Source organism: Pseudomonas grandcourensis, assembly GCF_039909015.1.
Taxonomy (GTDB): domain Bacteria; phylum Pseudomonadota; class Gammaproteobacteria; order Pseudomonadales; family Pseudomonadaceae; genus Aquipseudomonas; species Aquipseudomonas grandcourensis.
The window spans coordinates 2904083-2922767 of the sequence record NZ_CP150919.1 but is presented as its reverse complement, the minus strand read 5'-3'; the positions used below and the strand labels follow the sequence as shown (position 1 = coordinate 2922767).

Annotated in this window: 15 protein-coding genes; 10 read left to right on the top strand and 5 right to left on the bottom strand. The window is 62.5% G+C overall.

Annotated elements, in window-relative coordinates:
• Positions 1-319: 319 nt before the first annotated feature.
• The 3 genes from AABM52_RS13185 to AABM52_RS13175 all read left to right on the top strand — a co-directional run bounded on the left by AABM52_RS13185 (position 320) and on the right by AABM52_RS13175 (position 2475).
• Positions 320-703 carry a tautomerase family protein gene (locus AABM52_RS13185; RefSeq protein ID WP_347912175.1) on the top strand — a complete coding sequence of 128 codons (384 nt, stop codon included), beginning with the start codon at positions 320-322 and terminating at the stop codon, positions 701-703.
• A gap of 28 nt (positions 704-731) precedes the next feature.
• Positions 732-1319, top strand: a complete 588-nt coding sequence (locus AABM52_RS13180; RefSeq protein ID WP_347912174.1) for a TetR/AcrR family transcriptional regulator — start codon at positions 732-734, stop codon at positions 1317-1319.
• A 184-nt stretch (positions 1320-1503) separates the two neighbouring features.
• A complete protein-coding gene (locus tag AABM52_RS13175) occupies positions 1504-2475 on the top strand; it encodes a 2-hydroxyacid dehydrogenase (RefSeq protein ID WP_347912173.1) in 972 nt (323 codons plus the stop codon).
• On the opposite strand, the gene tssA is transcribed toward AABM52_RS13175, so the two are convergent.
• From tssA to AABM52_RS13150, 5 genes are read right to left on the bottom strand one after another with little or no spacing between them, the layout of a single operon-like run.
• On the bottom strand, positions 2472-3560 hold the full coding sequence (tssA, locus tag AABM52_RS13170; RefSeq protein WP_347912172.1) for a type VI secretion system protein TssA: 1089 nt from the start codon (positions 3558-3560) through the stop codon (positions 2472-2474). The two genes, AABM52_RS13175 and tssA, sit on opposite strands and share 4 nt — an antisense overlap.
• A complete protein-coding gene (locus tag AABM52_RS13165) occupies positions 3557-7378 on the bottom strand; it encodes a type VI secretion protein IcmF/TssM N-terminal domain-containing protein (RefSeq protein WP_347912171.1) in 3822 nt (1273 codons plus the stop codon). Before AABM52_RS13165 ends, tssA begins: the two co-directional genes overlap by 4 nt.
• Entirely contained in the window at positions 7375-8142 is a 768-nt protein-coding gene (locus AABM52_RS13160) for a DotU/TssL family secretion system protein (RefSeq protein ID WP_347912170.1), read from the bottom strand. Before AABM52_RS13160 ends, AABM52_RS13165 begins: the two co-directional genes overlap by 4 nt.
• Positions 8143-8160: 18 nt before the next feature.
• The gene (gene tssK, locus AABM52_RS13155) at positions 8161-9492 is read right to left on the bottom strand and encodes a type VI secretion system baseplate subunit TssK (protein WP_347912169.1); all 1332 of its coding nucleotides are present in this window, start codon (positions 9490-9492) and stop codon (positions 8161-8163) included.
• Between the two features lie 54 nt (positions 9493-9546).
• A complete protein-coding gene (locus AABM52_RS13150) occupies positions 9547-9996 on the bottom strand; it encodes a type VI secretion protein (RefSeq protein ID WP_347912168.1) in 450 nt (149 codons plus the stop codon).
• A gap of 227 nt (positions 9997-10223) precedes the next feature.
• Between AABM52_RS13150 and tssB the strand changes: the two genes are divergently transcribed.
• The 7 genes from tssB (at position 10224) to tssH (ending at position 18619) form a co-directional block, all read left to right on the top strand.
• Complete coding sequence (gene tssB / locus AABM52_RS13145; protein ID WP_008046673.1) at positions 10224-10766, top strand: type VI secretion system contractile sheath small subunit; 543 nt, start codon at positions 10224-10226, stop codon at positions 10764-10766.
• Between the two features lie 28 nt (positions 10767-10794).
• Positions 10795-12276, top strand: a complete 1482-nt coding sequence (tssC, locus tag AABM52_RS13140) for a type VI secretion system contractile sheath large subunit (protein WP_008017523.1) — start codon at positions 10795-10797, stop codon at positions 12274-12276.
• A gap of 77 nt (positions 12277-12353) precedes the next feature.
• Positions 12354-12851, top strand: coding sequence for an Hcp family type VI secretion system effector (locus AABM52_RS13135; protein ID WP_008046674.1), 498 nt, complete (start codon positions 12354-12356; stop codon positions 12849-12851).
• Between the two features lie 15 nt (positions 12852-12866).
• The gene (gene tssE / locus AABM52_RS13130; protein ID WP_347912166.1) at positions 12867-13307 is read left to right on the top strand and encodes a type VI secretion system baseplate subunit TssE; all 441 of its coding nucleotides are present in this window, start codon (positions 12867-12869) and stop codon (positions 13305-13307) included.
• The gene (tssF, locus tag AABM52_RS13125; RefSeq protein ID WP_347912165.1) at positions 13291-15084 is read left to right on the top strand and encodes a type VI secretion system baseplate subunit TssF; all 1794 of its coding nucleotides are present in this window, start codon (positions 13291-13293) and stop codon (positions 15082-15084) included. Before tssE ends, tssF begins: the two co-directional genes overlap by 17 nt.
• A complete protein-coding gene (gene tssG, locus AABM52_RS13120; RefSeq protein ID WP_347912164.1) occupies positions 15048-16073 on the top strand; it encodes a type VI secretion system baseplate subunit TssG in 1026 nt (341 codons plus the stop codon). The genes tssF and tssG overlap by 37 nt, the downstream gene beginning before the upstream one ends.
• Positions 16074-16075: 2 nt before the next feature.
• Positions 16076-18619, top strand: coding sequence for a type VI secretion system ATPase TssH (gene tssH, locus AABM52_RS13115; protein WP_347912163.1), 2544 nt, complete (start codon positions 16076-16078; stop codon positions 18617-18619).
• The last annotated feature ends 66 nt before the right edge of the window (positions 18620-18685 follow it).

Below are 18685 nucleotides of genomic sequence, written 5' to 3'. Positions count from 1 at the left end.
TAGAGCTTCATCGAGCCATCATACAAAACAAAAGAATGCGCTGGCTATGAACCCCGACCTTGCTTCTGAGGACGCCAGCAGATCAATTCCTGGAGAAGTGTTCAGGCCTCGGTAATTCACTGATGAAATCGATAAACGCATCAAACTTGTACGCGTATCTGGCCATCGATGTTGACTGATCAATCGCCATCGCGAGCAAGCTCGCTCCCACAAGGATCTGCGGTGCACCTGCGCTTCATCGCCAAAGCGCAGTCCGCACTTGATAAAGGTCTAGCATCATGTATTTTTAACCGACCTGCATTCCTTCTGGAGTCTGCCCATGCCACTGGTTCGTGTCGACATCAAAAAACATCAGGACCCCACCCACGCCAAACGCATCGGGCAACTGATCTATGCCGCCATGCACAGCACCATCGGCGTGCCGGAGAACGATAATTTCCAGATCCTCGCCGAACACGATGAGCAGCATTTCATCTTTGACCCCGGTTACCTGGGCATCAATCGCACGGACCAGTTGGTGGTGATCCAGATCACCATGAGCGAAGGCAGGACCGTCGAGCAGAAAAAACTCCTCTACAAAACCATCGCCGAAAGCCTTAACGCAGAGCTGGCCGTACGTCTGGAGGACGTTTTCATTAATCTGGTGGAAGTGAAAAAAGAGAACTGGTCGTTCGGCAACGGGATTGCCCAATACGCCCTCTGACATTCAACCTGCAAACCGAGAATGACCCATGCCCCGAGTTTCCCGTAAACAAGCCGACCTCAACCGCGAGACCATCGTCGAAGCCGCCACCCGGCTGTTTCGCGAACGCGGCTTGCACGGGATCAGTGTGGTCGATGTGATGGCCGCCGCGGGCCTGACCCACGGCGGCTTCTACGGGCACTTCGAATCCAGGGAAGCCCTGGCGCAAGAGGCCAGCGGCCGGGCTTTCGAGCAGGCCGCGCAACGCTGGCTGGGGCGGGTGGCCGAGCATGACGGCAAGGACGCCTCCCGCCGCGCCGTGGTCGAAACCTACCTGTCCAACGAAAGCCGGGACAATCCGGGCGACAGCTGCCCGGTGGTGGCCTTTGCCGGGGACATGTGCCATGAGGCCGCCGAGAGCGGCTTGCGCCAAACCTATCTGCAAGGTCTGAACAACCTGCTCGATTCTCTCGGCTCGCTGCTGGACACAGAGGACGAGGCCGGAAAACGGCAGCAGGCGCTGGTGCAGTATTCACTGATGTTCGGGGCGCTGATGCTGTCCCGGGCCACCCGCGGCGATCCGCTGTCGGATGAAATTCTCGAGGCTGCCCGGGCCACACTCACGGCGTCGAAGTGACGCGACCGCACCCCGTTCGATAAAAAGATCGCAGGCTTCGCCAGCTCCTACACTCAGCGCAGTGCCCTCAATGGCGCAGGAGCTGCCGGGGGGCTGCGATCGCTGGTGGTTGCCAAGCCGCCCTGAAATCAGCAATCTCAAGTGACGTTCGAGCCGATTTTTCGATGTCCACAGGGAGCCAAGCATGCCTGTAACCGTTCTGGTACTGGTTGAAACCATCAATGATTACCTGCCTATCCTCGAACATCAGGGCTTTCACCTGATTCTGGCCCCGACACCCGCCGAGCGCGCCGAAGCCATCGCCCGCCACACCGGGCAGATCGACGCCGTCCTCACCCGTGGCCCGTTGGGGCTGTATGCCGATGAAATCGCCGCGCTGCCCAACCTCAAGATCATCTGCGTGATCGGCGCCGGCTATGAACACGTCGACCTGCAGGCCGCAGCGAATCGGGGCATCACCGTCACCAATGGCGCCGGGGTCAACGCCTCGTCCGTCGCCGACCATGCCATGGCGCTGCTGCTGTCGCTGGTGCGCGACATACCTCGCTGTGATGCCGCCGTACGGCGCGGCGAGTGGCCGAAGATCATGCGCCCTTCCCTGGCCGGCAAACGCCTGGGCATCCTCGGCCTCGGCGCGGTCGGTATGGCCATCGCCAAACGCGCCTGCGCCGGTTTCGACATGGACATTTGCTACCACAATCGCCAGCGTCGCAGCGATGTGTCCTACACCTTCTGCTCGACCCCGACCGAACTGGCGCGGGCCTCGGACTTCCTGATCGTCGCCACGCCCGGCGGCCCGGCCACAAGGCAACTGATCAATCGCCAGGTCCTCGACGCGTTGGGGCCCAACGGGTTTATCGTCAACATCGCCCGGGCCAGCGTGATTGCCACTGCCGACCTGATCAGCGCCCTGGAGCAACGCCGGATCGCCGGCGCCGCGCTGGATGTGTTCGATGCCGAACCGAAGGTGCCGGATGCACTCAAGACCCTGAACAACGTGATCCTCACGCCTCATGTCGCCGGGCTGTCCCCGGAAGCCACCCAAGGCACCGTCGAACTGGTGGGCAAGAACCTCGTGGCGTTTTTCTCCGGCCAACCGGTGCTCACGCCCATTGCCTTGCCCGCGCCGATCACGCCGTACTCGGTCACCGATTAAAGGACGCCCAACAGCGTCCACAGACGACGGGATTCGGCATCGGCCGAGATCAGCTCACCCAACAGTTCACTCAGCGGTTTGTTGCCCCACTCCACCCCCCTGCGAATCAAGTAAGGGACGGGGCTGTGGGGTTCGGTGCGCGTCAGGTACTCGGCAATCAACAGTAATTGTCGATAGGCCTCGTCGCGACTCGCCGGCTCGCGAAACACCTGATGTGTGGATGGCGCCGACGCCGGCCCGGCCGATTCCGACGCCGCCAGGGATGGCGGCTCGACAGGCACTTCGGTCAACAGTCGTGGCTGCATGGCGATGAACTCCTGGACCCGTGTCAATAATGCTTCGATCACATCCTGCAAACCCCCGAAGCCCGGTGCCTGGGCGCCAAGGTAAGCATCGCTCCAGGCTTGCAGCCGTTGCAGATGTTGCAGGCTCGCCAGCAGGTTGTCCTGGCGGCGTAGCCAGTGCGGCAGAGGCGTGGACCGGATCAGCTCGGTGAGTTTTTGCTGTTCGCCCCGTGCCGTTTCCGCCGCGGTTTTTGCCGCTTTGCTGTCATTGACCAGTACCTGTTGCAGCTGTAATCGCCGCCACGCGTCCAGACAGTAACCTTCGAATTCTCCGTGACGCGGATCGATCAGTGCCACCCTTGTCAGCAACACTTCGCTGTAGCGCCGCACCAGCCACTCCAGGGGAATGACCCGCCATGACTGGTCACCGTCTTCGGCCCGGGGATGAAGCTGCTCGGGATAGCGCTCGCATAGGCCCGCGACCAGTGCGAGGCTGCCAGGCAACCCGTCCAGGCCGTCCCGATGCAACCAGGCTTCACCGAGCCAGGCACACACCATCAAATCCTTGCTGCGCTCGAGCAGCAACGTGGTGGTCAGCTTTTCCAGTTCGGGCCATTGCGCCCGCTTGATCGACGACTGCCAGACCCCCGTTGGCAGGCTGGTGTCGTCCTCCCGGCGCAGTTCACGGGCCTGGTCGAATTCACGCTCGTAACGCAAATCCTCGCCGCAGGGTGCCTCTTCGCTGATCGGTTCGAGCAGTCGGGCAATCAGCTCCGGCAGCGGTGGTGAAGTCAGGTTCACAAGCCCTCCTCCTCAGTCATGACCGTCGCAGACGCAGTCGCCCTGGTTTGCATGAACGGTGAACGCGGGGCCCGGGTGGGCAGCGGTGGAATGGACAGCGGCAATTTCGAGCCCTGGCTCATTAACGACACACGCACAAACATCAGCGTCTGCTCGGCGGTGCTGGGCTGTGCGGTTACCGGCAGGCGCAATGTCAGCGGGAAATCGGTGAAGTCCATGTTCGGTTGGCGTTGCACCGACTGGTGCGAACGCATCAAGCGCAGCAACGACCACGGGCCGCCGTACTCCCAACCGGCTTCGAAATCACGCACCATCAAATTGGGCTGCAACGGATCATTGGCCGGGCGTTGCGAGCCGTTCCTGGCCCAGCGCAAGGTCAGCCGGACCGGTTGGCCGACCATCCAGCGCAGGTTCGGCTGTGGTTCGCCGGGGTAACTGATTTGTTGATTACCGGCATTCAAGCCCCAGGCAATCACTTGATCGGCGCCGCGCTCCTCCTCGCGATCGGTGCGCCAGCGCACGTCCATTTCAACGCCGAGGATGCCGCTCTTGTCCCGCACGAACAGCGGACCCAGCCAGGTGCTGGCCAGCTTCAAACGGTTGAGAAAATCCTCGGCAGCCAGGCGTTCCGGCGTCTGGCTCAGTTGCAACCCGGCCTGCGCCACGGGCAGTCGTTTGTCGATCAAATCGAGGAAGTGCTGAACCCGGGCCGGGTCGGCGTCGGTGGCCTGCACGCCATTGGCAAACGGGAAGCGCTCGGCCAGGTATTGATTGAAATAGTTGGCCAGGTCGTTCCAGGCCGCCGCTGCTTGTTGCTGCTGCAAGAACTGACAGCGTTGCATCGCGCTCTGTTGCAGATCCAGGGCCCGCAGGGCCAGCGTCCCGCGCCCGCCGGACAAGCTGGCCGTCTGTAGAATCTGGGCGCAGGACGTGGCGTCCATTTCAATGAAATCCCGGCTCACCAACTGCTCGATCTGGGCCGGCGAGCTGGCAGGGTTCTGGTCCTTGTACTTGAGCAGTTCATCGTTGAGCGCGCTGAATTGCATGACACGCTCGTAATCCAGCGCCGATAGATTCTGTTGCTGGGTCTTCAGCCACTCCAGCGCCGAGGTGCGCCGTTCGGTGATGCCGAGCATGGTGTTGAATTGCTGCTTGAGGCTCAGCTTCAAATCCTGCACATCAAGGGCGCCGAACAGTTGCAGGCCGAGGTTTTTCGAGCCGTCCCACTGGCTGATCTCACTGCGTCCGCTGAACAACGGCTGCGCGGTAATCTCCTCCAGACCACTGACCACCTGGGCCATGGCGCGACGGTTGAGCGCGTTTTGCACACGCATGGCCAGATCGTTGCGGTGGACCTCCGCGAAGGCTTTTTGCAAAGCCACGGCCTGTGGCGCCAGCACGTTGAATACATCGTCGCCACGGGGTTGCTCGTTCTGGTCCTTGAGACTCAACCACATGGCCTTGGCCGCCGCCCCCTCCGCCGCCTGAAGCACCGCATCGCGATACGCCGGGGGAATGCGTGGCAGCTCTTCGGCGGCATAACTCTTGTAGCTGGCAAAATAATTCAGCGCCGTACCGAGATCATCACCATCGACGTTCTGCCCCTGAACGACAGCGGCAGCCTGATCCGCGCGCAAGGCGATGGCCACGAAATCCCGTTTGAACAGGGCCTGTACCGCGTTGTTCAACTGGTTGACGTGCACTTGCAAGCTCAGTTGCCCACTGCCTTGCTGAACCAGCAAGTTGCCCCGCGCCCCGGCCTGGGCGATCCACTGATCACGAAAGCTTTGCTGCAACCTGGATGCTTGCTGGTCCAGCTGTTGCTCGACCTGCGGGCCGAGCAGGCTGCTCTGGCGCACCTTGTCCATCATCTCGCGATAACCTGGCACCAGGTCCTGGCCCTTGCCGCGACTCCAGGCCGAATTGGTCAGCCCCACCAGCGCTTGCAGGTCGTCGATCAGTGCGCGCAAGTCTTCGAGTTCCGCCAGGGAATTGCCGCTGCCGGCCTCCAGCCGTTCAAGGTGCAGCTTGAGATAACCGGCCTGACGGACGAAGTTGTCGGCCAGAAAGTACTGGTCAAGCCAACGCTCCATGAGCCCGGAAAAATTCTCCTCGATGACCGCACGTTCCATGGCCAGGTCCAGGGGCTTCAGGTCACCGCCATTGGCATCGAGCAACACCCGGTTGTAAAAACCCGCACGGTGCAACGTGCCGGCATTGAGGTTCAGGGACAGCGCGTTATTGCTCAGCAACGCCAGATCTTCGAGCGGCGCCTTGGGGTTGTTCAGCGCCTGATTGAACCATTGATTCTGTTGCTCGAGACGTACCGCGCGCTCCACCAGGTCCTTGGCCTTGACGTAATTTTGCCATTGGGCCGGGTCTTCGTTTTCGACGTTGCCACGTCGCTCGGTGTTGCGAATGGCCTTGAGTTGCACCAGTTGCGCCTTCAGCAGGTCATGCAGCGGTTCCAGCATATGGCTCTGGGCAGTCAGGCGCAGTTGATCCTCCAGTTGCCTGTCCAGCGACGAGAACCAGGAGGTGGGAAACACCACCGAGGTGAAGCTCCAGCGCGGGGCCTTTTCCAGGACCCGCCAGAACCCCTGGACGTTGCGCCGGGTCGACTCCAGCCGATGGGACTCATCGGTGACTGCAACGTAATTCTTCTGTGCGCCTTGCAGCAGACGCGACAGTTCATGGGCATCCTTGACCGAGTCCTGCCAGACCCAGAGCATGCTGGCGGCCCAGACCACGCCGACAACCAAGGCCACCACACCGGTCAGTCGCTGCCAGCGCTGACGCAGGCGCAGCAAGCGTGGCACCACCTGAGCCAGACCTCGCTCGGCAACCACCCGGCTTTGCCACAATTGCCGGGCAAAGGCACTGTGTTGCAACCCGTTGTCATGGGCCGAGAACCCGTCGGCGGCGTCTTGCGAAGGCTGGTTGGCGGTGAAGTACACCCCACGAAAACGTGGCGCCTCGCCTTGGGCATTGCCCTGAAATACCGGCTCGAGCACGGTTTGCAGGTGGTGCCTCAAGGCCTCGAATTGTTCCGGCAACCCAAACAGCTCGCCCTTGAGATGGCCGGACAACGCACCGATTTCAATGATCGATTCCGACAGGGCCCGATTCACCTGGTCCAGCGCCTGATCACTCCATTGCGTCTGCCAGACTGCTTCGGGGCCAAAGGGTGAAGACCAGCCCAACGTGCGTTCGCGGGCTTCGGTGGGGAGCGCCGAGATCAGCTCCTGAAAACCCGGCAGTTCTTCCATGCCGGTAATCACCACGTACACCGGCAGGCTCAGGCCAAACCGCTGCAACAGATCGATGAAGCGCCGGCGCGCCGCCAGACCGAGGTTCGCGGCCTGCTCGGCATTGCCCAGGCGGCTGACCGGCACGGTCCAGATCACCCCGTCCAGTGGCCGTTTGCTGCGCAGCCGCAGGATCAACCCCAACAGGCGCCACCAGCCGCCGCGCTGAAGACTCATGCCTTCATCGGGCAAAAACAACGCCTGTGGCACCACCAGCACCGCGCCTTCTGGGTCCGACCACCAGCGCCCGAACCAGGCCGGTCTATCCGTCGGTTGCAAGTGCCACTGGTTGCACAACTGGCTGCCCTGGGTTTCGTCGCCGAGCATCAGCAGCCATGGAATCTGATAACGGTCCTGAGCGCCCTGCTCCTGTTCCATATGGCGCACCGCGTTATAAAAACTGCGGATCGCCGCCCCGCTCTGGGTGCGCAACCACCAGACCGCCACCGCGATGACCGCCAGCACCACCAACAGGACGATGACCAGCCCCACGATCCCCTGCGTGCTCATGCGTCTTGCTCCGAGGTGGTCACCGGGTCGGTCATCTGCAACACCGGGTCGAGTTCCTGGCGAATGTCACGCCAGAAGAACTGCCCCAGCCCGGTCAGAATCATGACCATGGCGAGAATGACCAGGCCAAGGCGAAAGCCATCGGGCAACGACTGCCGCACTGGCAACTGCACCGCGGGCACCGTCGAAGGCTGCGCGAGCCGGTCGCTGACATCGGCATACTCCGCGTCGTGCTGCCAGGCAAACGTGAACAGCGCCAGGCGCAATTTTTCATGCTGGGCCTGACTCTGCTCGCCGCGCAGCCGCCCTTCAAACCCCAACACCAGGCATTGCAAATAGACATTGGCCAAATCGCGGGTCGCGGGAATCTGCTCGTCCAGCAACGTCTTGATCGCCGCCGGCAGTTTTTCACCGGCCTGACGGCTGGCGTACATCCGCGACTCCAGCGGTTTTTCTTGCCAGGCGGACTGGCCCGGCCACGGCGTGAACACCAGCGTTTCATCGATCAAGGCGACAAAGGCATAGACCAGCGCCTTGACCTGATCGGTGGCCGCTTCGCCAACCCGGGCGAACGCCGTGCGCCACAGACGCTGGGAAATTTGCGTCGACAGGTCGGCCACCGCCTCCACCAGCGCATCGTCGTCGCCGTCCCTGGGCAACTGATTCCATTCCCGGGACCATTGCAACCAGGCCTCGCGAAATGCGCTGCTCAACGGTGCTTCGCGCAAGCCCCGTGTACCCGCCCCGGCATGCCCCTCGAACATACGACGCCCCTTCCCTGATCAGGCACTTTCACCGGCCTGTGCCACAAACAACACCACTTGCCATGGGCTGCTAGCCGGCTTGGCGGCCGGCGCGACAATCAGCAACGGCAATTGCCCGTCGAACCATTGACCCTCGGCCGTCACCACAAACAACCGCGTGTCGTCGCCGACGCTGTAGGCCACTTGCTCGTTACGGCTCATCGCCTCATGGGGCAAACCGCTCATGCGCTGGCGACTGAGCAAGGGAACATGCGGCGCCGAGGCGATGATCGCGCCGCTCAGCCATTCGCCGGCCGCCTGTTCGCTGCTGCCGTTGGGCATGCGCAAACCGATGACCAGACGCTGGCTCGGTTGATCGTCCGGCAGTTGAATCGAGAAGCTCTGCTCGCTGCGTTCGAACGGCAGGCTGCGATAGCCGGCGCGGATCAACTCGAGGGTTGTTTCGAGCCAGTCCAGGACCGGTTCATAACCGCGCTGCAGCTCGAGAAAATCCAGGGGGGCGAACGGTGGAACCCCGGCCAAAGGGTCCAGCGCGGACCAGGCACCGGCCAGCCCGAGCAACAAACCGTGCAATGCCTGTGGGGTGGCCAATCGGCTGTTCAGCATCCCCTCGACCTCCGGCAGGCGCGCCCAGAGCGCCGTCAGTTGTCGACGGATTTCCAGCGCATCGTCTTGATTGCCGGCCTGTTGCGCCTGGCGCAGACGGCCGGCCAGGAACATGCATTTCTCCCGCGCTCTGGCACACAGCCCGGCCACCCGGCGACCCAGCACCGACTCGGGCAGCAGGCACGGCGTGGGCGGTGTGTAGGGCAGCGAAAGGAAACCACCACCCTCCTTGCGGATTTTCAGCAGTGGCAAACAGATTGAGTCGGCCTTGTTCAGTTGCGTGCACAACCGCGGATTCGGACGCCATACCGTGATCGACTCGGGGTACTCACCGCTGGTCAAATCCGGCAACGCATCGCCGATCACCGATTGCAGCCGGCCCTTGAGCGGCAGCAATTGACCGGCACGCCATAACGGGCTGACGGCCAAGTACACAGTAACCGTAGCGTTTTCCGAAGCGTTGACCGCTTCGCTGACATCGAGCTCCAGCGCCGGCCCGACACCCACTTGCAGATTGATCGGCAAACCGTCGGGCAGCGTTGCTTGCAGATCGAGCAACCGCACCAGTCCGGCACTCAATGCGCCGGGGTCGAACTCGACCCGATTGACACCCCAGAACCATGGATTGCAGGCCTGGGCAAAATGCGCCACCAACGCCTCCGCTCGCAGCCCTTGCAACTGAAAATGCTGGGGCAGCAATTGCATGCCCTCGTGCCAGCAAACCGCGTCAGGTAACAGGCTCATACGACTCCCTTCGACGTCTACGTCGCCGCGCAAACCAGCGGCCTGGCAATGCGTTCACTGCGGAGTATTGCTGACCAGCGTCATCTCGCGACTGTCGAACTTGAGCCAGGCATCGCTCTGGTCATCGAGCCGTAACCGGTGTGCTCCGGGAGTGTTATAGCTGGCGAAGACCAAAAGTCCAGTTGCCCGCTTGCCCCCCAGCGGGAAGGGTTGTTTGTCGATGAACTGGCCGGGCACCAGCTCCAGCCCCCAAACCGTCATCAGTTGCCGGTAGTCGCGCTGGTATTGATCGCGCTCGGCGAACCACTGCCGCGCCGTGATGCCCGACAACTGCTTGAGCAGATCCGGATCATTGACGGCGATGAAATCCACGGCAATCGGCGTGTCGTCGTTGGCCTTCGGCGCGACGTCCAGGGTCAGGTTATCGAGGTCCACCCGAGGCCCGAAAAACGAGCACCCGGAGAGGGTCAGGAACAGGGCGAATGCAAAAAAACGTGCACACAAAATGAATTTTCCTTTTCCCGGTTCGGTCCAAAAAAGTTTTTCCCTTGCATTTTTATAGACCTGTTCTAGCGTCTTGGATAGTTCGGCCCCCCATGCCGAATGTGGAAGGTTTGTCAAAGGAACGACAGGTCCATCTGCCACCCTTTCTAACCTACGGTCCAGCAAGGGAAAGCGATGAGCGGGCCTCCCGATGCATTGCGCCCGCTCATGCATCGGAGTCAGCCAACATGGCCGAAAGTACTCAGCACAAGCTCGACAGGGTCCGCCCACCCCGGGTGCAAATCACCTACGACGTCGAAATCGGCAACGCCATCGAGAAAAAAGAACTGCCGTTGGTCGTCGGTATTCTGGCCGACCTTTCCGGCAAGCCGCTCGAGCCCCTTCCCAAGCTCAATGAACGACGCTTCACCGAGATCGACCGCGACAACTTCAACGAAGTGCTCGCCTCGATTGCCCCCCGCGCCACCTTGCAAGTCACCAACACCCTCACTGGCGACGACAGCAAGCTCAACATCGAACTCAACTTCAAGCACATCGACGACTTCGACCCGGTGAAGGTCGTCGAACAAGTGACCCCGCTGCGGCGCCTCTTCGAAGCGCGTCAGCGTCTGCGCGACCTGCTGACCAAGCTCGACGGTAACGATGACCTGGACAAACTGCTGCGCGACGTCATCGCTAATACCGAAGGCCTGCAAGAGATCAAGTCTGCCCGTCCGGATACCGCCGCCCCCGCAGGCGACAGCGAAGCACCGGCCGAACCGCAAGCCTGATCACTCATTCACTTAGGGAGACGTCGCCATGCCCGCTTCAGCCAGCGCCAACACCAGTGAAAGCACCACGCAAAGCCTGTCCCTGCTAGACCGCATCATCGCCGAAGGCCGCATGGCCCACGACGATAGCCAGCAGGACTATGCCCGCGACATGCTCGCGGAGTTCGCCACCCAGGTCCTCGACGAAGGCATGGCCATCGACAAGGACACCGTGGCGATGATCAACGATCGCATCAGCCAGATCGACCAGTTGATCAGCGCACAACTCAACGAGGTGCTGCACCACCCCGAGCTACAGAAAATCGAAGCCTCCTGGCGCGGCCTGCACCTGTTGGTGCAAAACACCGAAACCAGTTCCCGGTTGAAATTGCGCCTGCTCAACGTCACCCAGAAAGAGCTGCAGAACGATCTGGAAAAGGCCGTCGAGTTCGACCAGAGCGCGCTGTTCAAAAAGATCTACGAAGAGGAATACGGCACCTTCGGTGGCCACCCCTTCAGCCTGCTCGTCGGTGACTACACCTTCGGCCGGCACCCGCAGGACATCGGCCTGCTGGAAAAACTGTCGAACGTCGCCGCCGCAGCCCACGCGCCGTTCATTGCCGCCGCCAGTCCCCGACTGTTCGACATGAACAGCTTCACCGAACTGGCCGTGCCCCGTGACCTGTCGAAAGTGTTCGAGAGCCAGGAACTGATCAAGTGGCGCGCCTTCCGCGAAAGCGAAGACTCTCGCTACGTCTCGCTGGTGCTGCCGCATTTCCTGCTGCGGTTGCCTTATGGCCCGGACACCTCGCCGGTGGAAGGCATCAATTATGTCGAGGACGTCAACGGCAGCGACCACGGCAAATACCTGTGGGGCAACGCCGCCTGGGCCTTGTCGCAACGCATCACCGAAGCCTTCGCCAAATACGGCTGGTGCGCGGCGATTCGCGGAGCTGAAGGCGGCGGCGCGGTCGAAGGCTTGCCGGCCCACACCTTCCGCACCACCTCCGGCGACCTGTCGCTCAAGTGCCCGACCGAAGTGGCCATCACCGACCGCCGGGAAAAAGAGCTCAACGACCTGGGGTTCATCGCCCTGTGCCACAAGAAAAACAGCGACGTGGCCGTGTTCTTCGGCGGCCAGACCACCAACAAGTCCAAGCTCTACAACACCAACGAGGCCAACGCCAACGCGCGGATTTCGGCGATGCTGCCGTACGTGCTCGCGGCCTCGCGTTTCGCGCATTACCTGAAGGTGATCATGCGCGACAAGGTCGGCAGTTTCATGACCCGCGACAACGTGCAGACCTACCTCAACAACTGGATCGCCGACTACGTTCTGATCAACGACAACGCGCCGCAGGAGATCAAGGCGCAGTACCCGTTGCGTGAAGCGCGGGTCGATGTGACGGAAGTCGCGGGCAAGCCGGGTGCCTACAAGGCCACGGTATTCCTGCGGCCACACTTCCAGCTTGAGGAGCTGACCGCCTCGATCCGCCTGGTGGCCACCCTGCCGCCACCGGTCGCCGCCTGACCTGCCCCGCTCCCGTCGGCCGGCCCGACGGGAGTTCCCTGCTTATCTAGCGCGATAACCTTCAGGAGTTTCATGCGATGGATGCAATTATTCTCGACCTCGGCGGCGACATCAAAGGCGACAGTCTGCTCGAGGGCTACAAGGACAAGATCGAAGTCATGTCCTACAGCCACAACGTGGCCATGCAGGTGACCAACGACGTCAGCAACTCGGAACGGACCTCCGGCAAGCCGCACATCGGCGAGTTCACGCTGACCAAATTCGTCGACAGCTCCACACCCTCCCTCAACGAATATTGCTGTGCCGGCAAACCGATCCCGGAAGCCAAAGTCATCATCGGCCGCAACGCCGCTGAAGGCAGCGGTCAACTGATGCCGTTCATCATCTACACCCTGACCAACGTGGTGCTGTCCAACGTCAGCGTCAGCGGCGGTACAGGCGGCAAGCCCGTGGAAACCCTGTCGCTGAACTTCACCAAAATCAAATGGGAGCTGACCGCGCAGAAAGACGACGGCACCAAGGAAGGCACGGCCGCCTCGACCTGGGACATGGCCGCCAACAAGCTCGTCAAGTAACCGGGCGCATCGGCCATGGCAGGCTCCCTCCTCCCGCCGCTGTTCGAGCGACTGGCCGCAAGCGAGGTCGACACGCAACACGTGTTCGACCTCCAGGACCTGCTCGACTCGGTCCGCACGGAACTGTTGCGCCTGTTCAACACCCGACGCGGCCCTCGTGCCCTGACCTCGCCACCGAGCATTCTCGACTACGGCCTCGCTGACTGGACCGCCCTGCAACAGCAGCGTAGCGATGACCGACGGCAGTTGGTGCGGGAAGTGCGCGAGGCCATCAACCATTTCGAACCGCGCCTGAAACTGGGCGAGGTTCAGGTCAATCCAGTCCCCGACCATCCGCAGCAACTGAGCATCCGCCTGCTCGGCGAGTTGCGCAGCGGCCAGCAGCACTGGCCCGTGGCATTTGTCATCGAGAAGGCAAGCGATGGCCTTGAGGTGCGTCATGAGCGACTCGATTGACCCGCAACTGCTCGATTACTACCAGCGGGAACTGACCTGGCTGCGCCATGCCGGCGGCATTTTCGCCGAGCGCTACCCCAAGGTGGCCAGGCGGCTGGAGTTGTCCCCCGACGAATGCCCCGACCCCCACGTCGAACGGCTGCTTGAGGGGTTCGCACTGCTGGCCGCCCGCCTGCAACGCCGGCTCGATGACGACTACGCCGAGTTCAGCGATGCCCTGCTCGAACAACTCTATCCATTGGCGATGCGCCCGCTGCCGTCCTGCGCGATCGTGCAGTTCCAGCCGGACCCGAGCAAAGGCAATCTCGACGGCGGCTACCCGTTGCCTCGCGACACGCCGCTGTTCGTCACCACCGGCAAAGGCGAAAGCATCCACTTTCGCACCAGTGCACCCGTGCGTCTGTGGCCGGTGGAAATCACCGAGGCGTTGCTGCTGGGCAGCGATGAAGCCCAGGCCCTGACCGGCGTTGTCCAGGCGCGTTCGGCGTTGCGACTCGGCTTGCGCTGCCTCGGTGACAGCCAGTGGTCAACGCTGGGCATCGAACAGTTGCGCGTCCACCTGTGTGCGTCCCCGGTGGTCAACGCCTGCCTCTACGATCTGCTCGGCGCCCATGCCGTGAAGGTCCTGGCCGGCCCCGTCGGCAGCGTGCCGAAAGCCCTTGTCGGGCTGCCGCAGATCGTCGGTTTTGCCAGCGATGAAGGGTTGCTGCCGGACGAGGATGGCGTGCACCCCGGCATGCGCCTGCTCGCCGAGTACTTTGCCTTCGCGGACAAATTCAACTTCTTCGACCTGCCACTGGCGAGCGCCGCCAGCGACAGTCAGGCGCTTTACCTGTACATCATCTTCGACCGCGCCCCGACCAATCGCCTGCACCTTCAGGCCAGCGATCTTGCACTGGGCTGCACGCCGGTGATCAATCTGTTCCCGCGAACCTCAGAGCCACTGCGCCCGGACGGAACCCGCAGCGAATACCGCCTGGTCGCCGACAGCCACCGGGAAAACAGCGTCGAGATCCATAGCATCCGGGCAATGCGCGCCACGTCCAGTCGCGGGGTTCAGCGAGTTCCGGCCTATTACGGCAGCCAACATGGCGGCACCGATAAACAGTGCTACTGGCATGCCCGACGTGTCAGCGGCATGACCCCCAATCGTCTAGGCACCGACTTGCTGGTGAGCCTGGTGGACACCCGATTCGACCCGTTGTCCGAGGCCGTCGACTACAGCCTCACCGCTGAACTGCTCTGCACCAATCGGCACCTGGCGCAAAGCCTGCCGGCCGGCACACCGTTAGGCTTTGAACGCCCGGGCCCGGTGGCCTGGGCACGCCTGCGCAACCCGCCCAGCCCGCAAAGTGTGCCGCGACTGGATGGCGAGTCGCGCTGGCGGCTGGTCTCACAACTGACCCTCAATCATTTGTCACTGGTCGAAGGTCCACAGGCGCTGGATGCACTCAAGGAAATCCTCCAGCTGCACAACCTGCGTGACGAGGCCAGCGCCTGGCGGCAAATCGAAGGCCTGCTCAGCCTCGGTTGTGAGCGCGTCATCGCCCATGTCGGCGAAGACGCCTGGCGTGGCTGGCGCAATGGACTGGAAGTGCGCCTGCAACTTGACCCGCAGCATTTCGTCGGCAGCAGCGCGGTGTTGTTTTCAGCGGTGCTTGCGCAGTTCTTTTCACTCTATGCCACCGCTAACCGTTTCGTGCGCACGGTGCTGGTTCAATCAGACAGGGAGGTGAAGACATGGCAACCCCAAGCCGGCATGCCACTGTCCCTCTGAGCCTGAGCCAACGACTGCGCCGGGATCCCCAAGGGTTCGAACTGTTGCAGGCACTGTTGCTGCTCGAGCGCGAACATCCGCAAGCCGAATCTCTGGGCAGCGGCACCGCCCCGCAAGCGGAAGCACTGCGCCTGCGCGGCCCGTTGACGCCGCTGTTTGCCGCCAGCGAAATCGAAAGCCTGACCCAGGAGCCCGGCCAGCAACCGGTCCTCAGTACCCCGGTGTTCGGCCTCGGCGGTCCCGACGGCCCGCTGCCCTACGCCTATCAGGAATGGTTGCAGCAACGCGCGCGGGCCAAGGATTACGCGCCCGCTGAATTTCTCGATCTGTTTCAGCATCGGCTGCTGAGCCTTTTGTACAAAGTGATGCGCAAACACCGGATTGCCGTGGGGTTCACCGTCCCCGGTGCCTCAGCGGTGCAGTCGCAGTTGCGGGCCCTGACCGGGTTGCTGCCCAAAGCCTTGCGCGAGCGTCAGGCCGTACCTGATTGTGCCGTGCTGGCGTGCAGCGCGCTGTTCGCCGATGGGCGCCGCTCCCTCGCCGGTTTCGCCGCCATCGTGCGTGAGCAATTCGAACTGCCGGTTGAACTCAGCGCCTACGAAGGTGCCTGGCGCGAGATCCCGCCCGCCAGTCGCAGCCGCATGATCCCCGGCGGCCGCAACCTGCAACTGGGTCGCACGGCAGTGGCCGGTACCCGGGTCTGGGATGAACATGCCGGCATCCGCCTGACCCTTGGCCCGCTGACCTCTGCCCAGGCGGCGCGGTTCCTGCCCGATGGCGAGTCCCACCCGGTGCTGGCCAGCCTCAGCGCACTGTATTTTGGCCCGGACCTGGATTGCACCCTGGTGCTGCTGGTGCGCGGTGCCGGCCCAATCAAACTCGGTCGCCAGGCGCCGCCACTGCTCAGCTGGAATGGCGGCCTGCAACGCCAGACCAGCCTGGCGGTGCAACGCATCGAAACCCGTCTTCGTCAGCTGGAGATCACCTGAACATGGAACTGGCCAGCCTGATCGGACGCCTCAATCCGGACAACCGCCGCGCCCTGGAGCGGGCCGCACAACGCTGTCTGCAGCGAGGCCACCACTACGTTGAAATCGAACACCTGCTGCTGGAGTTGCTGGACATCGAGGGCGGAGACTTCGCTTATCTGCTGCCGCGCTTCGGCCTGGAGCGCGACGCCTTGACGGCGGAAATCAACAAAGCGCTGGAGCTCTTCAAGTCCGGCAGCACGCGCACTCCGGCATTGTCGTCGCACACCACCGGGTTGCTCGAAGACGCGGTGGTGCAGGCCAGTGTGCTGGGGCTGGAGAGCATTCGCTCAGGGTTGCTGCTACTTGCCTTGATCGACCGTGACGAGCGCCGCAGCCTGTTGCTCAACAGCGCGTCATCACTGTTGAAGATTCCCCGGGAGGCTTTGCGCAGCAACCTGCTGGAATGGACCGAAAACTCTCGCGAGCACGTCGGCGGTAAACGTACGGTGAGTGCCGGCAGCCCGGCACCGAAACAGGACTCCGTTCTGGAGCAGTTCACCCAGGACCTGACCGCCGACGCCCACGCCGGGTGCATCGACCCCATCGTCGGCCGCGACGGCGAGATTCGCCAATGCATCGACATCCTGCTGCGCCGTCGGCAGAACAATCCGATTCTGGTTGGCGCTCCGGGCGTGGGCAAGACCGCCGTGGTCGAAGGCCTGGCCCTGCGCATCGCGGCCGGTGATGTGCCGCCGTCCTTGCAGGAAGTCAGCTTGCGTGTGCTCGATCTCGGCCTGCTGCAGGCCGGCGCCGGGGTCAAGGGCGAGTTCGAACAACGTCTCAAAGGGGTGATCGACGCCGTACGCAGCGCGGAAAAACCGATCATCTTGTTCATCGACGAAGCCCACACCCTGATCGGTGCCGGAGGTGCGGAAGGCGGCAGCGACGCGGCCAACCTGCTCAAACCGGCGCTGGCCCGTGGCGAGTTGCGCACCCTGGCCGCCACCACGTGGCTGGAGTACAAAAAATACTTCGAGAAAGACCCGGCCCTCGCCCGCCGTTTTCAACTGGTGCAAGTCGAGGAACCGGACGAAACCACTGCGGTGGAAATGCTCCGCGGGGTTGCCGCCAAACTCGAACAGCACCACGGCGTGCAAGTGCTCGACGCGGCCATCCACGAAGCGGTGAAACTGTCCCACCGCTACATCTCCGGGCGCCAGTTGCCGGACAAAGCCATCAGCGTGCTCGACACCGCCTGCGCCCGGGTCGCCCTCGGTCAGCACGATGTGCCGCCACCGCTGGAAAGCCTGCGTCACCGGCAGAACAGCCTCAAGGACGAAGTCGAACGCCTGCGCCGCGAACAGGCTACCGGGCTCGATCACCGCGAGCGCATCACCCTGCTTGAAACCGAATCCGTGGCGAATGTGCAAGCGATCCGCGAACTGGAAGTGCGCTGGAATGAAGAACGGGTTGCGGTGCGCGAACTGCTGGAAACCCGCAGTGAATTGCTGACCTTGAGCGAACGCGCCGACAGCGACAAACCGGACGAAGCCATCGACAGCCGCATCGACCATCTGGCCGCCGAACTGGTGCGCCTGGAAGCCGGACTCGACGCCATTCGCCAGGACGATCCACTGGTGCCGGAACAGGTCGATGCAAAAACCGTCGCCGCTGTCATCGCCGGCTGGACCGGCATCCCGGTCGGCAAAATGCTCGCCGACGAAGCCCACGCCGTGCGCACCCTCGGCCAGCGCATGGGGTTACGCGTCATGGGCCAAAGCATCGCGCTGGGTACCATCGCCCAGCGCCTGCAGGCTTACCGCGCCGGCCTCACCGACCCGCAAAAACCGGTCGGCGTGTTTCTGCTGGTCGGCCCTACGGGCGTCGGTAAAACCGAAACCGCTTACGCCTTGGCCGACGCACTGTATGGCGGCGAACGCAACCTGATCAGCATCAACCTCTCGGAATACCAGGAAGCCCACACCGTCAGCCAACTCAAGGGCGCCCCGCCCGGTTACGTCGGTTATGGCAGTGGCGGCGTACTGACTGAAGCGGTACGGCGCAAACCCTATTCGGTGGTTCTGCTGGATGAAATCGAGAAGGCCCATCCGGATGTGCTCGAAGCCTTCTACAACGTGTTCGACAAAGGCGTGATGGAAGACGGCACCGGATTGGTGGTGGACTTCAAAAACACTGTGATGCTCGCCACCAGTAACGTGGGCGCCGAACTGTTGCTCGACACACCGGTGGCACAACTTGGAACCGATACCTTTAACGAAGCCTTGCACAAGGTTCTGCTGCAAGCCTTCCGCCCGGCGTTTCTCGCGCGCATGACCGTGGTCGCTTATCGACCGCTGGATGAGGCGACGCTGGAAGGGATTGTGTTGGCGAAGCTGGAGAAATTGCGCGGGAGGTATAAGGCCGCGACCGGAAAGCAGTTCGAGTTCGATGCCGGGATTGTGCAGGCGGTGTTGGCCAAGTGCAGTGCTGCCGGGGCTCGGGATGTCGAGAATGTTTTGATGACGCAGGTGACGGGGAAGTTGGCGGAGTGGGTGTTGGAGTGAAGACAGCATGAAGCCCACCCCGTTTTTAGGGCAATGCAAACCAATGCAGTGGAAACAAGGAGTGTT